The organism is Streptomyces sp. NPDC006335 (assembly GCF_040612795.1).
Classification (GTDB): domain Bacteria; phylum Actinomycetota; class Actinomycetes; order Streptomycetales; family Streptomycetaceae; genus Streptomyces.
The window spans coordinates 16,728-40,473 of record NZ_JBEXQX010000013.1 but is presented as its reverse complement, the minus strand read 5'-3'; the positions used below and the strand labels follow the sequence as shown (position 1 = coordinate 40,473).

Below are 23,746 nucleotides of genomic sequence, written 5' to 3'. Positions count from 1 at the left end.
CCGCGCCCACTGGCATCTCGCACCCCTACCGCCGTTTCCCTCTCACCCGTGCCCAGGCCCCGGCGCGCGGAAAGCAACGCCCAGGAGGACCGACCCTTGCCCGACATCCTGCGTCTGCCCGACAGACACCTCAGACGAATAGCGGCCGCTGCCGCCCTGTTCCTCACGCTCGCCCTGCTCTGCGGGCGGTTCCCGACCACCGCGTACGCCGCCACCAACACCGCGATCACGGTGGACGGCACCAGCAGCGGCCGCACCTTCGACGGCATCGGCGCGATCAGCGGCGGCGGCGGCAACAGCCGCCTGCTGTTCGACTACCCCTCCACCCAGCGCAGCGAAATCCTGGACTACCTCTTCAAGCCCGGCTACGGCGCATCCCTGCAGATCCTCAAGGTGGAGATGGGCGGCGACGTCAACTCCACCGACGGCGCCGAGATCAGCTTCCAGCACTCCCGGGGACAGATCGACTGCAACGCGGGCTATGAGTGGTGGCTGATGGAGCAGGCCAAGGCCCGCAACCCCAACATCAAGCTCTCCGCCATGGCCTGGGGCGCCCCCGGCTGGGTCGGCAACGGCACCTTCCACAGCCAGGACATGGTCGACTACTACATGGCGTGGTTGGGCTGCGCCAAGCAGCACGGGCTGACCATCGACTACCTCGGCGGCTGGAACGAGCACGTCTTCAGCGCCTCGTGGTACGAGAGCCTGAAGTCGGCCCTGATCGCCAACGGCTACACCTCCACCAAGCTGGTCGGCGGCGACAACTGGGGCGACAACGCCTGGACGATCGCCACCGCCATGAAGAACGACAGCGCCCTCTACAACGCCGTGGACATCGCCGGCGCCCACTACCCCTGCGGGGGCATCTCCGCGATGACCACCTGCACCTCCACCACCGACGCCCAGACGCTTGGCAAGCCGATATGGGCCAGCGAGAACGGCTCGCAGGGCGCGGAGGTCGGCGCGGCCCCGATCGCCCGCGCCCTCAACCGCGGCTACATCGACGCCAAGATGACCGCCTACATCAACTGGCCCATCGTCGCGTCGATCTACAACAACCAGTCCTTCAACTCCACCGGTCTGGTCAGCGCCAACCAGCCCTGGTCCGGCAACTACACCGTGGGCCGCACGGCCTGGGTCATCGGCCAGACCACCCAGTTCACCTCTCCGGGCTGGAAGTACCTCGACACGGCCAGCGGGTATCTCGGAGGCGCCCGCGCCAACGGCAGTTACGTCAGCTACGGCGCGCCCGACAAGAGCGCCTGGAGCACGGTCCTCGAGACGATGGACGCCACCGCACCGCAGACGGTCACCCTGAACGTCGCCGGCGGTCTGCCCGACGGCACCCTGCACGTGTGGTCCACCGACCTCTCGCAGCCCGGCCTCGGCAACCCGCACATGGTGAAGAACGCCGACCTCACGGCCACCGGCGGCACCTACACCCTCACCCTCGACCCCGGCCACGTCTACACGGTGACCACCAGCACGGGTGGGGGCGCCGGCAGCACCACCCCGCCGCAGCGCGCCCAGCTCGCACTGCCCTACTCGGACTCCTTCGCCGGCTACAGCACCGGCCAGGAGGCCAAGTACCTCGCCACCATGAACGGCGCCTTCCAGGCCGCCCCCTGCTCCGGCGGTCGCACCGGCCAGTGCCTGCGCCAGACGGCTCCCATGATGCCGATCACCTGGGTCGCCCAGCCCGGCCCCCAGCCCTACACCATGATGGGCGACACGGGCTGGAGCAATTACACCGTCAGCTCCGACGTCCTGCTGGAGAAGAGCGGCAGCGCCGCGGAGATCCTCGGCAGGGTCGGCACCCAGGCGACCAACAACGGTGGGCTGGGCGCCTATCACCTGCGGCTGTCGGACACCGGCGCATGGTCGCTGCTGAAGTCGAACAGTTCATGGGCGTGGACCACCCTGGCGAGCGGCACGGTGACCGCCCCCGGCACGAACACCTGGCACAAGCTGGCCCTGTCCTTCCAGGGCAGCACCATCACCGCCAAGATCGACGGCACCACCGTCGGCACGGTCACCGACAGCAGTTACGGCGGCGGCCTGGTCGGTCTCGGCACCGCCGGCTACTACCCCGTGCAGTACTCCAACCTTTCCATCACCCCGGGTACCGTGCCCGACCTCTCCGGCACCTACAAGATCGTCGGCGTCCAGAGCGGCAAGGCGCTGGACGCGGTCGGTGCCGCCACCGCCAACGGCACGAAGATCGGCCAGTGGACCTACAGCGGCGGCACCCACCAGCAGTGGAAGTTGGCCCGTAACAGCGCCGGCTACTACAGCATCGTCGGCGTCGGCAGCGGCAAGGCCCTGGACATCGACCACGCCACCGCCTGGCCCGGTACTCAGCTGCAGCTGTGGGGCCCCACCGGCAGTCCGAACCAGCAGTGGCAGATCGCCCCGACCGACAACGGCAACTACATCATCGAGTCCCGTCTGGACGGCTACCGGGTAGACGTCCTCGGCAACTCCACCGCCGACGGAGGAATCATCGACCAGTGGCCCGCCGGAGGAACCACGAACCAGCAGTGGACGCTGGTGAAGCTCCCGTGACGACCTGACAATTCGACCACGGCCCCGGGAGAGGGCAGACCGGCGCATGCCGGTCTGCCTTGCTCCGTCTGCTGTACATCGGTGGTGGGCTGCACTCCTTCGGCCGCGGCACGGCGCACCTATCGGGTCATCGTCGCCGCTGGCGCCCGACTGCTGAACGGAGGCAAGCCGCTCCCCGGCGAGGGTTACTTCTAGCCAGCCGACCGTCCTGCCGGACACCGGCCCGGGCATGCGTGCCTGCGACGAGGAGACTCCGGCCCGCTTGCCGCCATCATCATCGCCCGGGACGCCGAGGACGCCGTACGGCTCGCCAGCGCCCCGCCGTACGGGCTCGGCTTGAGTATCTGGCCGTCCGACCCCGGTGGCGGTGCCGCCCTCGCCAGCCGTATCACCAGCGGAGCGGCCTCCGCCCACGCGATCGTGGCTTCCCACCCGCGCTTGCCCTTCGGAGGCACCACGCGCAGCGGCCAGGGCCGTGAACTGGCGGCCGCCCGCATTCGCGAGTTCACCAACAGGCGCAGCTACTGGGGCGCCGCCTGGAGATGACGATGCGGGTCCTGGCGGCGGTCCCGGTCGGCGGCCCGATGGCAACTCGACCTACCGTGCAGCGAGCGCCGATCCCCACCAAGGGACCTTGTCGCCGACATTGTTGGTGGCGAAGAAGTTCCTGACGGCGGCTCTCTCCGCAACGTCTGGCTGATCGTTGACGCAGTCCGATCCACCCCAGGCGCCCGACATCACCTTGGAGCAGGGGCTGCCTGGGCCCAGGTCGGGCAGCGACAGGATGTGGCCCAGTTCGTGGACGACGATGCGAGAAGGCTTGTACAGCTGGGCGTCCCCGACTTCGAGGTACACCCAGCCCCGCCCGGCACCCTTGATGTTGACGTGGGACTGGACTCCCCTGGCTGTCTTGTACTCCATGACCCGAAGTGGTGCCGGCGTGTCCTGTTCGACCAACTTGATCGACGGGACGGCCGTGTTCCAGATCTCGATCGCCTCGCGGGCCGCGTCCGTATAGGAACCGGCCAGCATCAAGTCGATCGGAATGACCTCAGGGGCAGAGTCGGCCGCGCCTGCCGGAGTGCTGACACCCAGCAGGGCACCGGACGTCAGGACCGCCGTCGACAACAGGTTCAGTGCTCGGGCCACAGAAACGCCTCCATTCGATTTTCAAAGGAGGCTAGAGATCTCGGGAGTAGTCCTCTACGCACCTTCAGGCCGGTTCATTTGAGGGGTGGCCGGTAGATGACCCTTCGCGTACGCTTCTCGGCTCTGTGTCAGTCGCTGTGGAAACGTGAGCCCAGGAGACACTGACCTGCAGATCAATTGGCGCTCACCGACCAGGCGAATCCGGCGCACGTAGTGATTCTGCGCGCAGGGCGAGGATGAGGTCGAGGCGGATGGCGTCGTTCAGAGCCTCCCCGAAGAGCTGCTTGAGCTGGCGTAGACGGTAGCGGATCGTCTGCGGGTGGAGGTGGAGACGGGCGGCGACGTCAGGCACCTTGTTGCCGCTGAGCAGCCACGCCAGCAGTGTCTCGGCGTGCCGCGAGTGTTGTTCTGCCGAGACCGTGTCCAGCGGAGCAAGCACCTGCGACCGCAGTTCGTCGAGCAGCGGCTCGTCGCTGCGCAGCAGGAGCGTGGCAAGGTGGTCCACACAGCGCACGACTCCCTGCCGGGGCAGAACCCCACGGCCCATCAGTCCGAGGGGTGCGTGAGGCCCACACCGGAGACCGTGCCGCCTTGGTCAGGGAGACCGCGGGACCAATTGCGGCCGGGCGCTCGCGTACGGCCGCCGCGAAAGCCCGCCCGGCGAAGTGGGTCTGGTTATGTGGATCTGGCACCAGCATGCGGGGTGGCCGAGACTCCATGTCGACGAGGACGTCAGGGGCGGTCAGCGGCCACCACTCTTCCCGTATGTCCGGCGACGACGCGACTGCGACCACCGCGACCTGCTGAGGGACCGGCCAACGTGCGCCGTGAGCCAGCTCGTGCACGGCTTCCAGAGACACCGGGCCTTCGCCCAGCAACAGTCCGATCAGACGGCGCCGACGTCGCTCCACCTGGTCGGAACTGCGCAGTTGTTCCTCCGCGTATCCCCGGGCCGCGGCCCCCGCCATTTCGTGTGCCGTGTGCAACGCGAGCTCGCCGAGTGCGGACAACACTCCCGAGCCCAGCCCCATCCCCTCCGCCGTGCGGCTCAGCCGGCGCCAGGCCTGCATCCCCCCTACGCGCAGCGCAGACTGCAGAGCATCCAAGCTGCGGCCTTCCTTGGCCACGGTCCGCCCCAATGCGTGGTACTTGGCCGCGACGGCGTTGCTTTGACTCCGAGGGTCGGCGATCAGATCCACGAAGAGCGTCCGTGCCTCCACGACGCGGGATCGGAGATTTCCTGTGGGGGCCCCGAGTACACGGGAGCGTGCTTGAGTACCGTCTGTACCACCTCGTCAGCAACGACTTCGAGGTCGTTCCGCAGCGGTTCGGCCAACGCGGGCGGTATCGAAGGGGCTTCGGGGCCGCTCGGCACACCATGCGGAGTGGGTGCTGCCACGAGACATTCCTTTCGACCGGAGGAGACTCATATCGCCTCTGGCTCGGGTCACGCACCTTTCAGTAACGGCGAGCGGCTCGCTACGGTCGGGGAGAGAGCCGCCACAGGGCGCGGACACCGCTGGCGGGCTGGCAGCAGGACGGCAAGCAGTACGGCCTCGCCCTCTCGTCGGCCAACGGCCCGACCGACTGGTGGGACGCGGCCACGCAGAACTGCAAGCCGCAGTTCAACCAGGACTGCGGCTGAAGTACCACGTGGCGGTTCCCGCCTCCGTCAACAGCCCCCCAACGGGGCCGCACTGCCGCAGGTCATGGCGCGGAAGCAGGCGGCCGTAGTGTGGGACGGCAGCTGGGATCTCAACGCCTTACCGGTCCTCGATGAAGGGCAACTTCGAAGTGGCCGAGCTGCCCGTTGGTCCGATGAGGAAGGGGACGGTGTACAACGGGCTCAGCAATGCCCTGTACGTCGGCTGCAAGCACCCGAAGGAGGCGGGGGAACTGGTGAAGTGGCTGGCCTCCCAGGAGGCGCAGAAGATCATCGTCGCGACGGGGTCGGTGTGGCCCGGCATCCCCGCGCTCAACCAGGACTTCGTGGCCGTCTGGCAGAAGCAAGGTGTGGACGTCAGCGCCTTCTCCAAGGAGCCCGAGGGCATGACGTTCGGATACCCGCTGACCACATCGTGGGCTACCTATAACGTCGAGGTGCAGGACGTCTTCAACCAGGTGTGGCTCGGGCAGCAGTCGCCGCAGAAGGCGGCCGACTCCGTCAACGAGGCGTCCAACGCGGTGATCAAGTAGCCGCATACCCTGACCGTCCGCACGCCCCACAGTCCGCCAGGAGCCACCAGCATGCAGAAGCCGACCCCGGACCGTTCCGGCAAGGAACCCTCCGAGCAGGGGGCCGACCGGCACCGTTCGGTCAGCATCTTCGACGTGGCCAAGGCGGCCGGGGTTTCCCACCAGACCGTCTCCCGGGTGATCAACGGCCGCCCGAGGGTGAGCAAGGCCACCCGGGAGAGAGTGCTGGAGGTCATCGACGACCTGGGCTACAAGCCCAACCGGCTCGCGCGGGCGCTGGCCGGGGGAGTGGTGCGCTCGGTGACCGTGCTCACTGCGGACACCACCCTGTACGGGGCGTCCCTGGCACTGCGGGGTATCGAGGAGGCGGCGCGAGCGGCCGACTTCGCGGTGGCGATCAGTGTCCTGGACGAGCACTCTCCGCTGACATCGGACGACGTGGCGAGCAGGCTCGCCCGGCCGGGAGAGCCGGTGCTGGTCATCGCCTTCAACGCCCCGGGGGAGCGCGCTTGGCGTGCGCTGCCCCCGGATTTCCCGGCGGCCGCCGTGGTGGAGAGGCCGCAGGAGGTCCGAATCGGCAGTCGGCCCGAGGCCTGGCTGGACGACCGCGTGGCGGCGGCACAGGCCACGCGGTACCTGCTCAGCCTGGGCCATCGCACCGTCCACCACATGGCGATCCCGTCCTCCACCGCCAGGGTCGGCCAGCGGTCCCAGGGCTGGCGGGACGCCCTGGTGGCCGCAGGACGGCCCGTCCCCGAGCCGCTCGAAGGCGGCTGGAGCCCGCGATCCGGGTATCTCGCCGCCCGCGTTCTGGTCGCCGACCCGGACGTCACCGCGGTCCTGTGTGGCAACGACGAACTGGCCCTCGGTGTGCTGCGCGCGGCACGGGAAGCCGGGCGGGACGTGCCGGGCGACCTGAGCGTGGTCGGCTTCGACGACGCGCTCTACGCGGGCTACACCCACCCGGCTCTCACCACCGTACGACTGGACTTCGAAGGGCTCGGGCGGGGGGCGTTCGGCATGCTGCACCGGCTGCTCGACCCGGAGAACGCCCCCCTGCCGCCGCTGTGGGCGGAGCCTGAGCTGATCGTCCGCGAGAGCACGGGCGTGGCACCTCATCGCGCACACTGAGCCGCCCGGCGGATCGTCCGCGCCCCCTTCCGCGACCACATCCCTCATACGACCTGTCTCCGCATCACGGGGCCCCTCCCACCAACGGGACCGAATCCGTCGTCGACGACGAGCCGAGAGAGCCGCACAGCTCCTTCGCGGGGAACGCGAGCGACAACACCTCGTGTTCCGGCCCTACCCTCCGACCTGCCGCAGCGCGGCCGGAGGGGAAAGCCAGGTTTCCATGCCTTCTCGCATCTCCGAGGCGGCGCAGCCGCCAGGCCGCCGCCCGTGAACAGCTCTGACCGGAGTCCTGCTGGCCGCCGCACTCGTCGACACGGTCCTCAGCCGGCTGGAGTGGCGGCCACCCAGACCCTCATCGCCGACCTCGGCACGACCACCAAGGCGCAGTCCGACACCTGGGCATCCGGCGGCAAGAACGTCGGCTACGTCGGCAACGGCAGCGCCGACCCGCTCACCTTCTCCAACGTGAGCGCGTCCGCGGCCGACCGCTACACCATCTCATCCACTACGCCCACAACGACCGGGCCGGCACCGGCAAGTACAACATCACCGTCCGGTCGCGCGGTGCCGGCGATGTCCACGCGGGCACCGCGAGGTCTTCTCCAAGCCCCGCCGTCAAGAGGTCCATCTCAGCGGCCGCTGATGCCACCAGGACAGAGCCGGTCACGACTCGATGGGCTGATTACCGCGTGCCGCTCTGGGTGACCAGGAGGCCGCCGACGAAGGTGTGCGTGGGGCGGAGATCGCGCAGCTCGTCGCCCGTGCAGTGGGAGGGGTCCTGGTCCCAGACGGTGAGGTCGGCGAGGCGGCCCGGAGTGAGGGTGCCGCGCAGGTGCGCCTCGCCGGTCAGGCGGGCGGCGCCCGCGGTGTGCAGGGTGAGGGCTTCGTCGTAGGTGATGGCGTGCTCGGGGCCCTTGATGCCGATGACGGTCTGCCGGGTGGTCATGCCCCAGATGGAGCGCATCGCGCCGAACTGGCCGACGGGGAAGTCGGATCCGGCGCTGACCTCGGCGCCCAGGTCGATCCAGCCGCGGGCGGGGAACAGCCGGGCGACGCGTTCGGGTCCCCAGAAGCCTTCCTCGACCTCGGCGGTGTCGTGCAGCAGCGGCTGCTGGATGGTGACCGGGACGCCCAACGCGACGGCGCGGGCCTGCTGTTCGGGTCCGGCCAGGCCGCCGTGCTCCATCACCAGCGTGCCGGCGGGCAGCCCGGGATTGCGCTCGAGGACGCGCTCGTAGACGTCCAGCAGGGTGCGCACCGCGCGGTCGCCGTAAGCGTGGGTGCCGACTCGCCAGCCGCGCCGGACCACAGCCTCGACGGCCTCGACCAGCAGGTCCGGCTCCCAGAGCAGCATTCCGGAAAAGGCGTGGTCGCAGGCGTACGGCTCCTCGGTGGCCCCCGCCTCCAGACCGCCGTCGAGGCCGAACTTCACACCCCACACCGACAGCCACGGGTCCGATGTGTCACGCCACACCTCCATGACGTCGAGCAGGTCCTCCACCTGGGCGGTGCTGGTCAGCCCGAGCGCGGAGATCAGCGCCCGCACCCGGGTGTTGAGCGCTCCCGCCTCGCGAGCGGCCAGGAGCACGGCGTAGTCCTCGGGTGTGACCGCGCAGTCGCGTACGGTCCCGATGCCGGTGGCGGCGTAGTCGCGGGTGGCCAGGCGCAGTCCGTCGATGCGCTCGGCCCGCTCCGGGGCCGGGACCAGGTGCTCCACCAGGTGCAGGGCGTTGTCGATCAGCCGGCCGTCGAGCGTGCCGTCGGCGCTGCGGCCGATGGTGCCGCCCGGCGGTGCGGGGGTGTCCTCGGTGATGCCCGCCAGCCGCAGCGCGTAGTGGTTGACGACGTCGTTGTGGCCGCCGCGCTTGACGAGGACCGGGTGCCGGTCGGTGGCTTGGTCGAGTTCGGCTGCGGTGGGCATGCGGCGCTCGGTCAGGTTGAGTTCCTGCCAGTTGGTGGTGGTGCGGATCCACTCGCCCTCGGGGGTGGCGGCGGCCCGCTGCCGGATCAGGTCGAGGAACTCGGGGATGTCGCGGGCCTGGTGCACGGGGACGTCATGAGCACCGAGCGCTGCGAAGATCAGGTGGGTGTGGGTGTCGTCGAAGGCGGGCAGTACGGTGGCGCCGGGCAGGTCATGGACCTGTGTCTTTGCGCTCACCAGGTGATCGAGACCGTTCGGGTCGGCGGACACGGCGGCGATACGGTCGCCGCGCACGGCCACGGCCCGCTGCACGGCCTGACCGGGCACCAGGGTGTGCACCGCCCCGGCGCGGATCAGCAGGTCGACTCCGTGATCAGTCATCGTCTTCTCCCTCAACTCGCGTGCCGGATCCCGAACGCGTCGTCCGGTGACGAGACCGTTGTAGGGGGGATGCGGGAATTCACCGCCAGGCTGATGGCTCCTGCGCAGAAAGTACGCCAGCGACTGGACCTACCATGCGGATCATGCGACAGCTCGATGAAACCGACCGGCGGATCGCGGCCGCCCTGGTTGCCGCGCCACGTGCCTCCTGGCGTGAGGTGGCCCGCTGCCTGGGGCTGTCCGAGCGCACCGTCGTACGCCGGGTCGCCCTGCTGTATGCCGACGGCACCCTGCGCGCCACCGCCGTACGCAACCCGGCCCGCTTCCCACACCTGATCCCCGTCGCCCTGCGCATCCGCTGCCGCCCCAACAAGATCCGGCAGGTCGCCCAGGCACTGGCCCGCCGCCCCGACACCGTCTGGGTGGACATCCTCGGCGGCGGCGACGAGATCTCCACGATCTTCTTCCTGGAAGGTCCCGAAGCTCGCAACAACCTGCTGTTGCGCGACCTGCCCGCCACCGACGCCGTCGGCTCCTGGACCGCCCACACCCTGCTGCGTGTCTTCCCCACCGCCTTCCGCTGGACCGCCGGCCTCCTCTCACCGGAAGAACTGGCCGAACTCGCCCCCGACCCCGCGCAACCAACGGCGTCGGCACCGTCGTACACGCCTGTCGACGTCGACACCGCGCTGATCGCCGGGCTGACCGAGGACGGCCGGGCCACCTACACGGACCTGGCCCGCCGCGCCGGCACCACCGCGCTCACGGCCCGCCGACGGCTCGAAGCCCTCCTGAAGAGCCAGGCGCTGCGCCTGGCCACCGAGCTCGATCTCGCACTGCTCGGCGCGCAGACCGAGGCACTGCTGTGGATCTCGGTGCGGCCGGGCGCGCTGCAGGAGACCGCGCGGCCCCTGAGTGCCCACCCGCACGTCCGGTTCTGCGCCGCCACCACCGGGCCCGCCAACCTGGTCGTCGCCGTCGCCGCCGAGAACCTCGACGCCCTGTACACCTTCCTCACCGACGCCGTCGGCCCCTTGAAAGCGGTGACCGCCATCGACACCACCCCGCTGCTGGCGACCGTCAAACGCACAGGCCTGATACGACACTGACGAGAGTAACGACCGCCACGTATGGGGCGTGGGTGTGAATTCACCCCCTGATCGGCCCCTCCAACTGGGGATCCACGTCAGAGACCTCGCCGCGGGCCGTTGGCGCCGGACAACGGACAACGGACACCAACAAACTCTGTCCATAACTTGGCTCCGCAGCACAGCCAGGCCGCAGATCGGGCCCGGACACGGGGGTGGTCAGCATCGGCTCCGGCAGCGTCCATGTCACCTCCCCTCCCTTCCACCCGCACTGTCCGCCACCTGAGTGACTGCGCATAGCCCGGCGAGCGACGTACAACTCCGCTCGCCCACGACACGAGGGTCCCGGCCGCACTCCCCAGGGGCGTGGGCATGCTGCTGGCCATGACGACCCCGCTCCGTACCCGCGTATACGTGATGACCGTCGCGGTGCTGGTGTCGGTGGTGGGCAGCGGAGCCTGCTTCGGCTTCGTCCTGGACGGCCGGGTGGGCGCCGTGGTGGGCGCGACTACCACCAGCCTGGGCGCGTGATTCGGCATGCTTGTCCCCCGGCCCGCGGTGGCTTCCGTCCAGGCCATCAGCGGCTACGGCCATGCGGAAGGGCTCGCCGACACGGTCCTGTTGAGCATCGCGATGTACGAGGAAGCGGTCTTCCCACTGGCCCCTGACGGGGCGAACGACGAGGAACAGGATGCCCGCCGCACCATCGCGTACCGGCTCTCCGCCTACGACGGCCTGCCCCGTTCAGTACGCATGTCGGCGGCCGCAGCGTTGGAGGCTCCTGACGACGGAGCGGACACCGAACGTGCCCGCGCTGACGTGAAGGAACTGTCGCTTGCGGTATACGAGTCTCGCAACGGCCGCTCTCTGACGGGTGATGCCTCTGACCTCAGCAGCGGGTAGAGATCACCCAGTTCCTAGGGTCCGATGCCTCTGCATGCCCGGCAGGCCGGAAGCCTCGCCCGTTCGAGGGAATTCGGCGGCTGGTGTCTTCGGGTAGTTGTTGCGGGTCATGACGTTGTTGGTGGTGGGTTCGGGGTGGTCGGCGGGGCGGGATCCGTTGTGGATGGTCTGGTGCGGACGATGGCTTGGTCTCCTCGTGGACCGAACAAGTGCAGGATTTCCACGGTGGTCGTGTCCGCGGGGCCGAACCAGTGGGGCTCGGTGGTGTCGAACTCGGCCACTTCGCCGGGCCGCAGTGTGAAGTCCTGTGCCCCGAGGATGAGGCGTAGCCGACCGGCGAGGACATAGAGCCATTCGTAGCCCTCGTGGGTGACCAGTTCCGGCTGGCGGGGGGTCAGTACCTGCTTGAAGACCTGCACTCGGCCCGGGTACTGCGTCAGGGGTACGAGGACGCTGCCGCGTTCCTTGTGCAGGGGCCGGAGGTGCACCCGAGGGTCACCGCTGGCGGGCGCCGCCTCCAGTTGATCGAGTGCGATGTGGTGGGCCCGTGCCAGCGGGATGAGCAGGTCCAGAGTCGGGCGCCGTTTGCCCGATTCCACCCGGGACAGTGTGCTGACCGAGATCCCGGTCGTGGCCGCGAGTGCCTCGAGCGTGAGTGTTGCACAGTGCGTCATCGGGCTTGTCCTTGTTGGGGAGGCGCTCTGGGGAGGCCGTGTCGAGGGGATGTGTGTGACGTCCTGTGCGACCGGTGGAGGGTCCCAGGCATGGGCCGGTCGCCCTTACGGGCAGATGCGGGCGAGTTCGTGGGGTGCGGCTTGGCCGTTTCGTACGCCATGTGCTGTGTCTGGTCGTGCGGAGCTCACCGCTGCGGTGGTGCGTGCGGTGCCGCGCTTTGGTCTGTCGGCTGCGTCAGGCACCGCTGTTGGTGGTCGGCTTCCAGGGAGCTGTGACGTCCGGATCCGGGTCGGCGGTGTTCTCGTGCGCCGTGATGGCAACCCGTCCAAAGCTGCCTTCGGCCAGCGGGGCCGGCATCGCCAGATCCGGGCTCTCCTCGTAGGGTTCGGGCTCTAGAGGGCCATCGATCAGGCCGGCGTCCTTGGCGAGCCGGCGGTGCCGGATCCCGGTCCGCGGCTTGTGGTAGTCGTGGACGAGCAGGACGTCCAGATGGAACGGCCGCCGCAGGTGGCGCCGTAATGCCTCTTCCAGAGCCGGGTGCCACACCGGGGACTGCAGGGTGGTGAGTGTGGTGCGGTCGGCCACGAACACCGGCACGTCCAGGTGGTCGCGGTGCATGCGGGGCTGCAACTCCGTGGCGGCGCGCAGCGCGCGCACCTGCTGGCGGCTGAGCAGCCCGGAGCGGTTCGGCAACAGCTCCGCCCAGGCTTCCCGCACGCGTTCAGTGAGCTTCGGGCAGTCCGGGCACGTGGCGCGCACCAGCACCACATCGGACAACCGGATGCGGAACGTGGCGGCACACTCCGTGAGATCCGGCTTGGAGCCGACGCATCTTCCTCGCCCTGCGCACCGACATCGACGGCCACGGCGACGTCGGCTTCGAGGTCCTGGTGGGCTGCGCGGCCGACGACGAATGCGAGGGCAAGGCGTGGGCGCCGGCCTACAACGTGAGCGATCTCCTGCGGGCCCTGACCGGCGAGCTCATGAACGACCCGGACGTGTACTGCACCGTCCGCGGCCCGCACCAGGACGACGGCCCCGAGGCCGACCTCGAAGCCCACGGCGGCCTGGAGGCGCACTACGCGGACACCGTCCATGCATAACCCAGCCGCCTGCGCGCCGTCGATGACAAGGAGCACCGACATGACCACCGTCTCATCCTCCGCCGCCGGCGAGGACACCAACCTGACGCCGCCTGCACGGCCGTTGCAACCGCGGTCGCCCGCACCGACAGCAAGGCATCCTTGTTCTCCGAACTACTTGGCAGTAGAGGCGGTCGCTGGCGGTCCTTCATCCGAACGCGGCGTTTCGGCAATCAGTTTGGATGGCTGTGCCTAAAAGGGCCCCGCAGTGAACGCGCGCTTGCTGGCCGCGGTCCCCATCGCGGCCGATGGGGCGCCGGTGGAGTGGGGACCTGCCTCGGTGCGGCGTGTCGCGGTGTCCCACGAAATCCGGTGGAGTCTCAGCGGCCGGAAGTGGTTGGGTCCTGCTCAATGCTTCGCTGACACGGCCCGGCACAGTGCGAGGCGCAAGGTCCGAATCGCAGGGCGGTCTAGCCCGCGCGTCGTCGAGTGATGGAGGTTATCGCGGTGGCTGGTTATGGGGCGCTTTCCGACGTATACGAGTGGCTGATCGGGGACGACAGGTCAACGCCCGCCAAGGCAGCCGCGGTTTACTACAGCGATGTCGTGGGCTCTCTGCCGCCCAACGCACGCGTCCTCGACTGCGCGTGTGGAACCGGCCAGCTCGCCGTCGGTCTCGCGAGTCTTGGCCTTGACGTGGTCGCCGCAGACGCCAGTGATGGGATGGTTCGCCGGACCGAGAAGGTCGCCGACGAGCAGGGTGTTTCGCTTCGAGCCCTCCGCGCGAGTTGGGACGAGTTGCCCGACCACCTGGAGGACTCCACCTTCGATCTGGTTTTCTGCGTCGGCAACTCGCTAGGGCACGCTGAGGGCGCAGCCGGGCGCCTGACCGCACTGGAAGCGATGTCGCGGCTGCTCAATCCGGGCGGACGCCTTGTGCTCCACTCACGCAACTGGGAGCTCGTGCGCTCCGCCGGCTCACGGGTAGACGTCCGCGATCGACTCATCCGCCGCAACGACCGCGATGCGGTCGTCAGCTACTACTGGCAGATCGAGCAGCGCTGGGAGCAGGAACACTTCCTCGAGATCGTGGTCGCCCAGATCGAGCCGGATGGGGCAGTGCGAGCCTGCTCGGAGCGGTTGTCCATCTGGCCCTACCGGTACGAGGACCTCGTGGCGCAGTTGCGGAGCGTCGGGCTCATGGTGCAGTCCACCACCTTCGACCCCGAGAGCGACGGATACCTGGTGGTCGTCAGCCGCGACTAGGAGCTGTCTCCTTGGTGTTCAGTGACGGGACGGCTGACGTCGGCCGGCGCCAACTGGGTCGGCTCCACCACCGACCAGCTCGCGTAAGCTCCCCAACCACCCCGGCTCCAAGGCAGCAGGCAAGCCGATCAAGTACCTGCCTGCGTCTGTGCGGGATTCGGACCTGAACCGGAAGGTCATCTGCCCGGATGGCTGGGCCAAGACCTACGGCAACCCCGACACCACCCCCATCGACACCAGCGACACCGCCAGTTGCGATGAGTTCGCCTACGCCCGCCTCCTACAACTCGGGGCGCGACGTGTTCGCCGCCCCGTCGAACCGGTTGGCGGACCCGCGCGCCCGGCTGCTGGACGGTCCGCGGTGGGACGCGATGCGCGCGGACGTGCTCGCGAGCCTGTCCCTGACCGAGGACGCCGAGGAGCACCTGGCCCGGCTCGTGAGAGGGCTGGACGCGGCGTGGCGGCAGATGGCCGACCGCCTGGAGGAGGCCGGCGCCGACGCGAAGGTGGAGATCGTCGTCCCCGAGGGCGGCGGACGCGCCCGCCTGTCGGTGGACAAGCTCGGCGCGGTGGGCGAACCGGAGTCGCTGACCTGGCTCAAGGCCACCACGGAGGCGATGCTCCCGAGGATCGACCTGCCGGACCTGCTGTTCGAGGTCCACTCCTGGACCGGGTTCCTCGACGCCTTCGGCCACGTCTCCGAACGGCGCACCCGCATGGAGGGCCTGCTCATCTCGCTCGTCGCGCTGCTGGTGGCGGAGAGCTGCGACAAGCGGATTGGGAAGCGCTTTCAGCCAAGTCATCTGTCATATTCGCTGCCGGTACTGAGTGTTCCTCACCCTTTGGGTCGGGATTCAGGAGTCTTTGGGCCTTTTTGGGAGTGCGAAGGGGTAGGGCTGATTCCGGCCCGCATCAGAACGGCGTTCGTGGGCACGAAGCGCCGTTTTCTGTATCGCCTGTGACAACTTGTGCGTCGTCTGTGACCGCTGGGGTCACGATTTCTGACTTCCTGTGGGGGGAAGCTGATGCACTCACGTGCTGCGCGCACGTCGTCTTGGCGTGCCCGGAGATCGTCCAGAACCGCTCTTACTGCCGCCATCGCCACCGCGGCGTTGGTCGTGACCGCCGCTCCGGCTGTGGCGGCCCCGTCTGCACCGGAATTGCCCAAGCCGCAAAGCCCGTGGACGAAGCCGACGAAGGTCGACGTCCCGGCCACGCCGGCCAGCGTGACGAAGGCGCCGGCCTCCCAGGCGGAGACCGAGGTGCCGTCACAGGTGGCCGCCTGGCGCGCCGCCCAGAAGACCCGCCTCGCCGGCAAGCCGGGCTCGGCCCGGACCGCCGCCGCGCAGGAGCTGCCGTGGGTGCCCGAGGGGCAGGGCCAGGTGCCCTGGCACCGTCTCCTCGACACCCGCCTCAGCGACTCCCTGGTCGCGCGGGCGAACCTGTCCAACGGCAACCTGATGCTGGCGGCCACCGACTTCGACATCGCCGGCGTCGGCCGGAAACTCCAGCTCACCCGGACGTACAACTCCCTCGACGCGCCGTGGGGCAAGGTCTCCCAGCGCTGGTGGCAGGGCTATGAACGCTACCTTCAGGCCCACGACGGCGAGGTGGACGTCTTCGACGCCACCGGCGACTCGCTGCGCTTCAAGACGACCAGCACCGGCGGCTACACCACTCCGACCGGCTACTCGAAGGACCTGAAGAAGAACGCGGACGGCACCTACACCCTGACCGAGCGCAAGTCCGGCAGCCGCGACACCTACAACCAGTACGGCACGCTGCTGAAAGTTGAGGACAAGAACCACGGCACGATCACCGTCGACCAGCGCGACGAGAGCGGCGAGCACAAGGGCTTCAAGCTGACCGAGACCCGCTCGGGCCGCTGGATCGACCTGGTCAAGACGTATCCGAACCAGTGGCAGGCCAAGGACCACACCGGCCGCACCGCCGTCTTCGATCTCGACTCCGCCGGTTGTCTGGCCAAGGTGACCGACACGGCCGGCAAGGCCACCAGTACACCTACGACGGTGACGGCCGGGTCATCAAGGTCATCACCGCCGAGGGCACCACCACCGTCTTCACCTACGACGACCACAACCGCGTCAGGTCGATGCAGCGCGTCACCGAAACGACCAGCAGCGGCCACATCGGGCCGACCTGGCGCTTCGACTACTCGGCCGCCACCCCGCAGGAAGCGGGGACGACCACGGTCACCGACCCGGACGGCGACCAGACGCTCTACACGCACAACGCGGACGGCGAGGTCACCAAGGTCACCGACCCGCTCCAGCACTCCCGCCACAGCAAGTACGTCAACCACCTGGTGCAGACCGCCATCGACGCGATGGGCAGCGGGAGCGACGGCACCGGCGGCAACACCACCACCTACGGCTGGGACTCCCGCAACAACGCCACCTCCGCCAAGCTCCCGCTGGGCGCGACCGCGTCGGTGACGGCGTACCAGACCGTCGCGGGCACCGATCTGCCCAACGACTTCACCAGCGCCGACGGCCGCAAGGACAGCTTCAAGTACGACACCAACGGCAACACCATGTCGGTGACGACCTCGGGCACCGCGGGCGCCACCCGTGAGTACACGTACAACAAGGCCACCCCGACCTGCGGCGGCTTCGAGGGCCAGCGCTGCACCGCCAAGGACGGCAACGGCAAGGTCACCTCGCTCACCTACGACACCGAGGGCAACCTGAAGAAGGTCACCCCACCCGCGCCGCTGGGTGAGACGACGTTCACCTACGACGCGTTGGGCCGTGTCGAGACGGTCACCGACGGCCGGGGCATCAAGACGGTGTACGTCTACGACACCCGTGACCGGGTCAGGAAGGTGTCCTCCACGAACTTCACGGTCACCTACGACTACGACGGCGACGGCAACCTGAAGGTCCGCACCGACGCCTCTGGCACCACGAAGTGGGACTACGACAAGCTGAACCGCGAGAAGGTCCGCACGTTGCAGAGCGGTGCGCAGGCCGTGCTCGCCTACACCCCGGGCGGGGACATCGACTACTACACCGACCCCACCGGCAAGACCGACTACACCTGGGACAAGGCCGGTCGCCTGGATTACCTGACCGACCCGGCCGGCCGGAAGACCGACTTCGACCACGACGACAACGACAAGCGCACCAAGACCGTCTACCCCGGCGGCACCACCCAGACGGTCGGCATCGACAAGAACGGCCGTCCCGAGACCGTCAAGACAACCTCTGGCACGACCACACTGGTCGACCTGGCCTACAGCTACGCCAACGCGGGCAAGGACACCACCAAGATCCGCACCCGCACCGACAACCTCACCAAGTACAAGACCAGTTACACCTACGACTCCCAGGACCGACTGTCCTACGCCCTGGAGGCCGACTCGGCCGGCACCCGCAAGGCGTCCTGGCTGTACTGCTTCGACAAGGCCGGCAACCGCACCTCCCAGGACGGCACCGCCTCCGCCTGCCCCGGCAGCACGGTCTTCACCTACGACGACGCGAGCCAGCTGACCGGCCAGAGCGGCTCGACCACGCCGTGGTCGTACGACAAGCTCGGCAACGAGACCGCAGGCGGACGCGTCGCCGCCTCCGCGCGCACGAAGGAGACCTGGACGGACTACAGCCAGCTCTCCGGCATCACGGTCGCCGGCACCGCCTACGACCTGGTCCACGCCGGAACCGGCAACTCCGAGCGCACCAAGCTGGGTTCGACCTGGTTCCACCACACCGCGCTCGGCCTGGCGTCCACGACCACCTAGGGCGTCGACACCGGATTCATCCGCGAACCGGCGGGCACGTTGAATTCCATGACGACTGGGGGGAAGTCCTACTACTACCTCACCGACGGCACCGGCAACGTGCTGGGCCTGGTCGACGACGCGGGCAAGCGCACCCACACCTACGCCTACGGCCCCACCGGCCTGCCCCGCGGCACGACCACCGAGGCAGCCCCGCAGCCGTTCCGCTACAGCGGCGCCTACCTCGACCCCACGGGCCTGTACAAGATGGGCGCCCGCTACTACGACCCCCAGCTCGGCCGCTCACCCAGCCGGACCCCTCCGGCCAGGAGAAGAATCCGTACCTCTACGCCGCGGGCGACCCGATCAACAACAGCGATCCCTCTGGGCTGCTCTCGCTGGATATCGGCGCCGAGGGCTGCTTCTGGCTCTGCCTTGGTGCCGGTGTAAGCAGCAACGGGGTCGGCAGCGTTCATCCCTACGTCAGCGCCGGCGTCGGCACTCCTGGAGGCAGTGCTGACGCGAGTCCTGCGTCGGGATCTGCCGATCAAGGGTGGACCGGCGAGGTCGCCTGTGGTTTCGGGCCGGCCGAACTGTCCGTAGCCACGGACGGCAGCGAGGGCGTGGGCACAGGCGGAAGCACTGGAAAGTGCTCAGGCGCTGCCAAATACACCTTCTGACACACCACAGGGAGACTACGTATGCTTGAGCTCATCAGTCTCGCCAATGACCGGCCTGACGGCCCCTCGTGGTCTCCCTACCTGGCTATCGGCATGTTCATCGTGGCCGGGATCTTCGTCGGCATCATGTATGCCAAACGTCGTCGCTGAATCGGGAGATCCGACATGAACGTTGTCGTGGGTATCCTCATCGCGCTGTTCGGGCTGATTACCGCATTCATGGGCCCGCGTGTGGCGACCACGCTCAGCGGCCGGTCCCAGGGGCGGTTCGGAGCGTCCAACGCGCTTGCCTTCCGTCTGATCGGCACGGTCCTGGCCATTCTGGGACTGCTCTACGCAACGGGCGTGGTGGGCTGAGACCTATCGGAACTATCACAGACAGCCCCTCCGCGCCCATGCCTTGACGCGGAGGCGATCTTTCAAAGCCGGATAGGCCGCCGCTCATTGCGAGCGGCGGCTTTCCAGCTCGGGGGCCAGTGGCGTGATGCCGAGCACAGCGCCCGGCCAACCCCCTGCCTGTGGTTCGCCGGATTGACCACGACATCCTGGACGTAACAGATGTGCTCGTCGTCGGATATGGTCCGTGCCAGTCCGAGGAGCGTTCCCGATCCATCTCGTGCCGTGATGACGAGGTGAGAGTTCACGAGACCGCGACAGAGCTTGTCGACGTCACTGGTGTAGCCCTCCAAGCCGACCGAACCGTAGAGGTTCAACATCTCCGCAGGATAAAAACGCCCTCTTCTGCTATGAACATGTCGATCCCTATGCGGTGGTGCCACTTCTCGTCATCAACTTGACACCACATCTGACTCCACCCACGTCGGGCACGTCAAGATCGACTACTCCCGGACCCAACCAACTCTCGCTGACTCCTGGGCTCGTGGACGGATACCGGCGACGCGGTCAGCACACGCGGCGGTATCAAGAGGCCCTCGCGATCGAACACCGGGGTAACGCTCCGCGACGGCTCCCCAAGGTCTGTGCCAGAACCTCCTAGACATCAACGACGCCACCCGCACCAGCGGCCGCGGCGGCATCCGGCTCGACTGGGAGGAACGCCAGGGCTGGTACTACGCCCTGACCGGCCTGCACGCGTACGACGTGCTCCTCTACACCGTGGTCACGGCACCGCGCACGCCGATCGCGGACCCGGGTGGCGGACGTGGCGGAGGAGCTGGTGCGCTTTCGTCGGCTGCCGGATGTGGAGTACCGGGAGGAGTGGGAGGGCGCGCGGGAGCTGCGGGCTGCCGCGGACGACTTCCGCCGCGGCCGCCTGGGTTTCGGTCTCTTCGGGCTACGAGAGGACGGCACCGGCTCCGAGAGTGGGAGCGGGCCGGGTGTGCAGTTGACGATCGACATCCGGGCCGACACCTACGAGCAGGCGGTCACGGCGCTGCGGGCCGCGTACGGGCGTGGATTACAGACGTGAGTCCGCGACGCCATGATTGTGACCACGAGTTGGCGCCAGCCTGAGAGGTCGCGCAGATAGGCGCGATGGGGCCCTCGGGAGAAGAAGAGGCCTAGGCCTTGGTGATCATGGAGGTTGCGACCCTCTGTGATCACCGGGAGACCTGTGCCTGCCTTGCCGTCATGGCTGACCGAACCCTTGTGGGCCCAATTCGCGGCGCTGCTTCCCGCAGCGGCCCGTCTACGATCCAACCCACCCGCTGGGCTGCCACCGCTCGCGGATCAGCGACCGGACCATCCTCGACAAGCTGCTGAAACTCCTCCTTTGTCAGTCTGGGAACTCAGGCAGTGCATAAAGTCGCGGCGGGGCGCCGCCCCGCTGTGTACGCGGCCGGTGGGACACCCATGAAGTGGCGGAACTCGGCCGTCATGTGGGACTGGTCGTAGTAGCCGGCCGTCGCGGCGATGTCCGCCCATCGGCCGGCATCTGCCGCGAGCACGGTGCGAACGCGGTCGATGCGTGCGAAGTGCTTGGGGGACAGGCCGGTGCCGTCGGTGAACAGGGTGTGCAGGCGGCGCTCACTGATGTGCAACCGGGCTGCGGTCGCGGTGACAGTGGCGCCAACCAGTAGACGCGCCGCCTCTTCGAGCCGCTCTGATGGCTCCGGGCGGTCGGCCAATGCTCTTTCGAGAGCGGTGACCGGGTCGGCGGCGAGATGGTCGACGTCCAGGCCCGGTAGTTCGCGGAGCGGCAGGGCGCGGTCGGCGAGATCATTCAGCGGACGGCCGAGCAGGGCTTGGGTACGACCGGGCCGCATGCGAACCTGCACGCACGAGTGGCCGGGCGCGGCGACGTGATAGGCGGCCCGGGTGCGGGGGCCCATGACGATCAGCTCGCGCTTGTCAGTGCGCAGGAGAAGTGTGGTGGCGTGATCGGGCACATCGACCGCCGCCGAAGCGCCCGCCGTAGCGACATCGATTCCGGCCACCCAACGCAGAAGGGCAGGCGGCACGTTGAGAGAACTCACGCCGCCCACGATAGTGCCGAAACTTCCTATCACGCGGCGTGAGAGCGCTGTCATCGTCGGGCCATGATCCTTGTTACCGGTGCCACCGGCACCATCGGTAGTCATGTCATGCGTCTGCTCACCGAGCGGGGCGTGCCGTTCCGGGCCATGTCCCGCCGCGAGCGGTCCGGCGGGGTGCGGGCCGACTTCGACGACCCGGCGTCGCTGGCGCGCGCGGTGGCCGAAGTCGACACGGTCTTCCTGGTGACCGTGCCCCCCGTGCCGACTGCGGACCACGACATCGCCCTGGTGACGGCCGCGCGGGCGGCGGGCGTCCGTAAGATCGTCAAGTTGTCCGCGATCGGCAGCGGCGAGCGGTTCGACGGGACGACCGTCGGGGCGTGGCACGTGGCCGCGGAGGAGGCGATCGAGGCCAGCGGGCTCGTGTGGACGATGCTTCGCCCGCCGAGCTTCGCCTCGAATTTCTTGTGGTACCGGGCGCTGATCCAGGCCGGAGAGCCGATCCCGAACCTGGTCGGCGACTCCCGGCAGGCCATTGTCGACCCGAGGGACGTGGCTGCGGTCGCCGTCGCCGCCATGACCAGCGATGCACACGATGGGCAGCGGTACGACGTGACCGGGCCGGAGCTGCTGACGTTCGCAGACCAGGCGGCGATTCTGGAGGGCGTGCTGGAACGGCCGGTCAAGCTCACCGACACGAATGCGCTCGACCAGTTGCCGGCCGGGATGGTCACTGGCATCGGCTGGGCGCGCGCCGGCGGTGCGGCCTACATCACCGACCACGTGCCGCAGGTGCTCGGCCGTTCGGCGGGCACGTTCGAGCGGTGGGCACGCGACCACCGGGAGGCGTTCGCGGCAATGCCGTAACCCACCGCTGCGGACGGCTGCCAGGCTCTGGTAGCTCAAGGGACAGCGGCCGTTCTCCCTTGGTGCTTCGCTGGAGCTGGTGAGAAGTCGCGCAGATGGGTGTGGGGTCATGGTCGCCGGGTGGGGCGGTCGACCCAGCGGTGGGTGGTCCAGGCGCGGCGAATGAGGCTACGCGCGGTGATGACGGCATCCGTGAGGTCGAAGAAGGCATCGATGACGTCGATCCGGCGTTCGTAGCAACGCGCGAGTCGATGGAAGGCGTTCTGCCAGGGCTGGGTGCGCTCTACGTGCCAGCGCCCTGTGGCCTGGACGGGAGCTTTCTCGCCCCTGTGTGCGATCCGGCCTCGTGGCCCGCGTTCGTCGAGGGTGGTGCGGGTCTTGCCCGAGTCGTAGTCGGCGTCCGGGATACCACTGACCTGGGCGCCCTGCTGGACGCGCAGACCGGCTGAGATTGTCCAGGCGCCCCGGCGACCTGAGAGGCCATGATCCAGTTTCCTCACGTACCACGCACCGTGTCTAGCCACTTGCACGGAGTGGATGTTGCGTTCGACCACGGCAGGGCCGGAGCTGAGGCTGCTGCCGTGTCTACAGTGCGGCCGGATAGAGGAAGTTGCAGACTGTGCGGTGCTGGGGAGCGGCCTGTCCGAAGGTGAATCAGGTCGTCCGAGCCGCCTCGATCGCCACCGATGGACGGCACACCCTGCGTGTGACGTGTCTGCGACGTCCGGACCGGATCATGGAACCCGCGTCCCCAGTCAAGCGGCCTGTGCCTTGGCGATGCGTTCGAGGACGGCGTCCTGGGCCAGGTAGCGATGGACATCGTGCGCCTTGGCGACGCCACCGTTGTGCGCCACGGCATCGGTAACCCCCACTGCAAGGTGAGAGAGGCCCGCTCCCTTGTTCACGACGTCGTTCGGGGAGTGGAGGTTGGTCCACTCCACCCCGGCTGGCACGGACAGCGGAGCCCCCGGAGTGTGGACCCCCTCCCTTACACACAGCCAGCTCAGCGGGGACCCGCAGGTAATGAAGGTGGTCACGCCCGGTCCGCCGTCGTGCCCGGTGGGCACCTCGCCGCGGCTCAGCATGTCGTAGAACACCACGCTTCCCAGTGAGTGTGCGATGACCATGCGAGCACCCGTGGCGGTCAGCGCCGCCCGGATCTCGGCGCGCACAGCAGCCGCCGTCTCCTCGTGGCGCAGGTAGCCGTGGGCTTCGCGGACCACCCACAGCAGGCGACCGGTCACCCCCTTGCCGGCCACGCGGTCCACCGCGTGCGCTCGGCGCAGGATCCGGGGCGTCAGCCGCCCCACCACGCCGAGGGTGTGACCTGCCAGTGGCGAGTCGTCTTCCTCGGCCAAGGCGGACGGGGCGTAAGACGCCAGTGCCTGAAGGATGAAGGTCTCTTCGTCCTCGTCGACGGGGGCGTCGTCAGCCTCCTCCGGTCCCAGACGAATGAAGCGGGTGGCCGTCTTGGGAAAGGCCCGCTGGTAAGAGGGAACGGTGAGCTCGACCGGACTCACTTGCTCGGCGTGCTTGGAGGCTGCTACAGCCGTGTCCAGGGTCTTTTGCCACTTGCTACTCAGTCCCGCAGTCGTCGCTGAGGAACCCTGCTTGATTCCGTGCACACCGATGACTTGAAAGGCGTTCACGACTCCCCCCGTTCTT

Annotated in this window: 22 protein-coding genes and 6 pseudogenes; 19 read left to right on the top strand and 9 right to left on the bottom strand. The window is 68.5% G+C overall.

Annotated features, from left to right (window positions below; translation table 11 throughout):
* Positions 1-96 precede the first annotated feature (96 nt).
* Entirely contained in the window at positions 97-2,565 is a 2,469-nt protein-coding gene (locus ABZ098_RS30340) for an RICIN domain-containing protein (RefSeq protein ID WP_356596522.1), read from the top strand.
* Positions 2,566-2,802: 237 nt separating this feature from the next.
* Positions 2,803-3,111: an aldehyde dehydrogenase family protein gene (locus tag ABZ098_RS30335; protein ID WP_356596887.1), complete on the top strand. Its 309-nt coding sequence runs from the start codon at positions 2,803-2,805 to the stop codon at positions 3,109-3,111.
* 51 nt (positions 3,112-3,162) lie between these two features.
* Here the strand turns inward: ABZ098_RS30335 and ABZ098_RS30330 are convergent, their stop codons facing one another.
* Positions 3,163-3,714, bottom strand: coding sequence for a snapalysin family zinc-dependent metalloprotease (locus ABZ098_RS30330; RefSeq protein ID WP_356596520.1), 552 nt, complete (start codon positions 3,712-3,714; stop codon positions 3,163-3,165).
* Positions 3,715-3,898: 184 nt separating this feature from the next.
* Positions 3,899-5,113, bottom strand: a pseudogene (locus ABZ098_RS30325) (helix-turn-helix domain-containing protein).
* 377 nt (positions 5,114-5,490) lie between these two features.
* On the opposite strand from ABZ098_RS30325, the gene ABZ098_RS30320 reads away from it, so the two are divergent.
* Together ABZ098_RS30320 and ABZ098_RS30315 are read left to right on the top strand one after the other, a co-directional pair.
* Positions 5,491-5,910 carry a hypothetical protein gene (locus ABZ098_RS30320; RefSeq protein WP_356596518.1) on the top strand — a complete coding sequence of 140 codons (420 nt, stop codon included), beginning with the start codon at positions 5,491-5,493 and terminating at the stop codon, positions 5,908-5,910.
* 51 nt (positions 5,911-5,961) lie between these two features.
* Positions 5,962-7,041 carry a LacI family DNA-binding transcriptional regulator gene (locus tag ABZ098_RS30315; protein ID WP_356596516.1) on the top strand — a complete coding sequence of 360 codons (1,080 nt, stop codon included), beginning with the start codon at positions 5,962-5,964 and terminating at the stop codon, positions 7,039-7,041.
* Between the two features lie 685 nt (positions 7,042-7,726).
* Here the strand turns inward: ABZ098_RS30315 and ABZ098_RS30310 are convergent.
* Positions 7,727-9,346, bottom strand: coding sequence for an amidohydrolase (locus tag ABZ098_RS30310; protein WP_356596514.1), 1,620 nt, complete (start codon positions 9,344-9,346; stop codon positions 7,727-7,729).
* Between the two features lie 143 nt (positions 9,347-9,489).
* Here ABZ098_RS30310 and ABZ098_RS30305 point away from each other — a divergent pair, with 143 nt between their 5' ends.
* The 3 genes from ABZ098_RS30305 to ABZ098_RS30295 all read left to right on the top strand — a co-directional run bounded on the left by ABZ098_RS30305 (position 9,490) and on the right by ABZ098_RS30295 (position 11,337).
* Positions 9,490-10,455 carry an Lrp/AsnC family transcriptional regulator gene (locus ABZ098_RS30305; RefSeq protein ID WP_356596512.1) on the top strand — a complete coding sequence of 322 codons (966 nt, stop codon included), beginning with the start codon at positions 9,490-9,492 and terminating at the stop codon, positions 10,453-10,455.
* 363 nt (positions 10,456-10,818) lie between these two features.
* Positions 10,819-10,965, top strand: coding sequence for a hypothetical protein (locus ABZ098_RS30300; RefSeq protein WP_356596510.1), 147 nt, complete (start codon positions 10,819-10,821; stop codon positions 10,963-10,965).
* Between the two features lie 27 nt (positions 10,966-10,992).
* The gene (locus ABZ098_RS30295) at positions 10,993-11,337 is read left to right on the top strand and encodes a hypothetical protein (RefSeq protein WP_356596508.1); all 345 of its coding nucleotides are present in this window, start codon (positions 10,993-10,995) and stop codon (positions 11,335-11,337) included.
* A gap of 107 nt (positions 11,338-11,444) precedes the next feature.
* Here the strand turns inward: ABZ098_RS30295 and ABZ098_RS30290 are convergent, their stop codons facing one another.
* Together ABZ098_RS30290 and ABZ098_RS30285 are read right to left on the bottom strand one after the other, a co-directional pair.
* Entirely contained in the window at positions 11,445-12,011 is a 567-nt protein-coding gene (locus tag ABZ098_RS30290) for an XRE family transcriptional regulator (protein ID WP_356596506.1), read from the bottom strand.
* A gap of 235 nt (positions 12,012-12,246) precedes the next feature.
* Positions 12,247-12,729, bottom strand: a complete 483-nt coding sequence (locus tag ABZ098_RS30285; RefSeq protein ID WP_356596504.1) for a hypothetical protein — start codon at positions 12,727-12,729, stop codon at positions 12,247-12,249.
* Positions 12,730-12,902: 173 nt separating this feature from the next.
* On the opposite strand from ABZ098_RS30285, the gene ABZ098_RS30280 reads away from it, so the two are divergent.
* From ABZ098_RS30280 to ABZ098_RS30240, 9 genes and pseudogenes are all read left to right on the top strand, one after another.
* On the top strand, positions 12,903-13,115 hold the full coding sequence (locus ABZ098_RS30280) for a hypothetical protein (RefSeq protein ID WP_356596502.1): 213 nt from the start codon (positions 12,903-12,905) through the stop codon (positions 13,113-13,115).
* A 471-nt stretch (positions 13,116-13,586) separates the two neighbouring features.
* A complete protein-coding gene (locus tag ABZ098_RS30275) occupies positions 13,587-14,360 on the top strand; it encodes a class I SAM-dependent methyltransferase (RefSeq protein WP_356596500.1) in 774 nt (257 codons plus the stop codon).
* Between the two features lie 287 nt (positions 14,361-14,647).
* A pseudogene (locus ABZ098_RS30270) lies at positions 14,648-15,130 on the top strand (Tn3 family transposase); the annotation flags it as partial.
* Positions 15,131-15,385: 255 nt separating this feature from the next.
* Positions 15,386-15,949, top strand: a pseudogene (locus ABZ098_RS30265) (DUF6531 domain-containing protein); the annotation flags it as partial.
* A gap of 329 nt (positions 15,950-16,278) precedes the next feature.
* A pseudogene (locus tag ABZ098_RS30260) lies at positions 16,279-16,446 on the top strand (hypothetical protein); the annotation flags it as partial.
* 27 nt (positions 16,447-16,473) lie between these two features.
* Positions 16,474-18,120 (top strand): hypothetical protein, encoded by a 1,647-nt coding sequence (locus ABZ098_RS30255; RefSeq protein WP_356596885.1) that lies wholly within the window; start codon positions 16,474-16,476, stop codon positions 18,118-18,120.
* A 48-nt stretch (positions 18,121-18,168) separates the two neighbouring features.
* Complete coding sequence (locus ABZ098_RS30250) at positions 18,169-18,549, top strand: RHS repeat-associated core domain-containing protein (RefSeq protein WP_356596498.1); 381 nt, start codon at positions 18,169-18,171, stop codon at positions 18,547-18,549.
* A 251-nt stretch (positions 18,550-18,800) separates the two neighbouring features.
* Positions 18,801-18,929 (top strand): hypothetical protein, encoded by a 129-nt coding sequence (locus ABZ098_RS30245; RefSeq protein WP_356596496.1) that lies wholly within the window; start codon positions 18,801-18,803, stop codon positions 18,927-18,929.
* A gap of 15 nt (positions 18,930-18,944) precedes the next feature.
* Complete coding sequence (locus tag ABZ098_RS30240) at positions 18,945-19,136, top strand: hypothetical protein (RefSeq protein ID WP_356596494.1); 192 nt, start codon at positions 18,945-18,947, stop codon at positions 19,134-19,136.
* A 62-nt stretch (positions 19,137-19,198) separates the two neighbouring features.
* On the opposite strand, the gene ABZ098_RS30235 is transcribed toward ABZ098_RS30240, so the two are convergent.
* Positions 19,199-19,495: a GNAT family N-acetyltransferase gene (locus ABZ098_RS30235; protein WP_356596492.1), complete on the bottom strand. Its 297-nt coding sequence runs from the start codon at positions 19,493-19,495 to the stop codon at positions 19,199-19,201.
* 446 nt (positions 19,496-19,941) lie between these two features.
* Here ABZ098_RS30235 and ABZ098_RS30230 point away from each other — a divergent pair, with 446 nt between their 5' ends.
* The gene (locus ABZ098_RS30230; RefSeq protein ID WP_356596490.1) at positions 19,942-20,208 is read left to right on the top strand and encodes a hypothetical protein; all 267 of its coding nucleotides are present in this window, start codon (positions 19,942-19,944) and stop codon (positions 20,206-20,208) included.
* Between the two features lie 144 nt (positions 20,209-20,352).
* Positions 20,353-20,512: pseudogene (locus tag ABZ098_RS30225) on the top strand (IS5/IS1182 family transposase); the annotation flags it as partial.
* Between the two features lie 15 nt (positions 20,513-20,527).
* Here ABZ098_RS30225 and ABZ098_RS30220 read toward each other — a convergent pair.
* Positions 20,528-21,268 (bottom strand): AraC family transcriptional regulator, encoded by a 741-nt coding sequence (locus ABZ098_RS30220; RefSeq protein WP_356596488.1) that lies wholly within the window; start codon positions 21,266-21,268, stop codon positions 20,528-20,530.
* A gap of 9 nt (positions 21,269-21,277) precedes the next feature.
* Between ABZ098_RS30220 and ABZ098_RS30215 the strand changes: the two genes are divergently transcribed.
* Positions 21,278-22,081 (top strand): NAD(P)H-binding protein, encoded by an 804-nt coding sequence (locus ABZ098_RS30215; RefSeq protein ID WP_356596486.1) that lies wholly within the window; start codon positions 21,278-21,280, stop codon positions 22,079-22,081.
* Positions 22,082-22,188: 107 nt separating this feature from the next.
* On the opposite strand, the pseudogene ABZ098_RS30210 reads toward ABZ098_RS30215, so the two are convergent.
* Both ABZ098_RS30210 and ABZ098_RS30205 read right to left on the bottom strand, forming a co-directional pair.
* A pseudogene (locus ABZ098_RS30210) lies at positions 22,189-22,482 on the bottom strand (IS5/IS1182 family transposase); the annotation flags it as partial.
* 354 nt (positions 22,483-22,836) lie between these two features.
* Positions 22,837-23,730 carry a hypothetical protein gene (locus tag ABZ098_RS30205; protein ID WP_356596484.1) on the bottom strand — a complete coding sequence of 298 codons (894 nt, stop codon included), beginning with the start codon at positions 23,728-23,730 and terminating at the stop codon, positions 22,837-22,839.
* Positions 23,731-23,746: the final 16 nt, after the last annotated feature.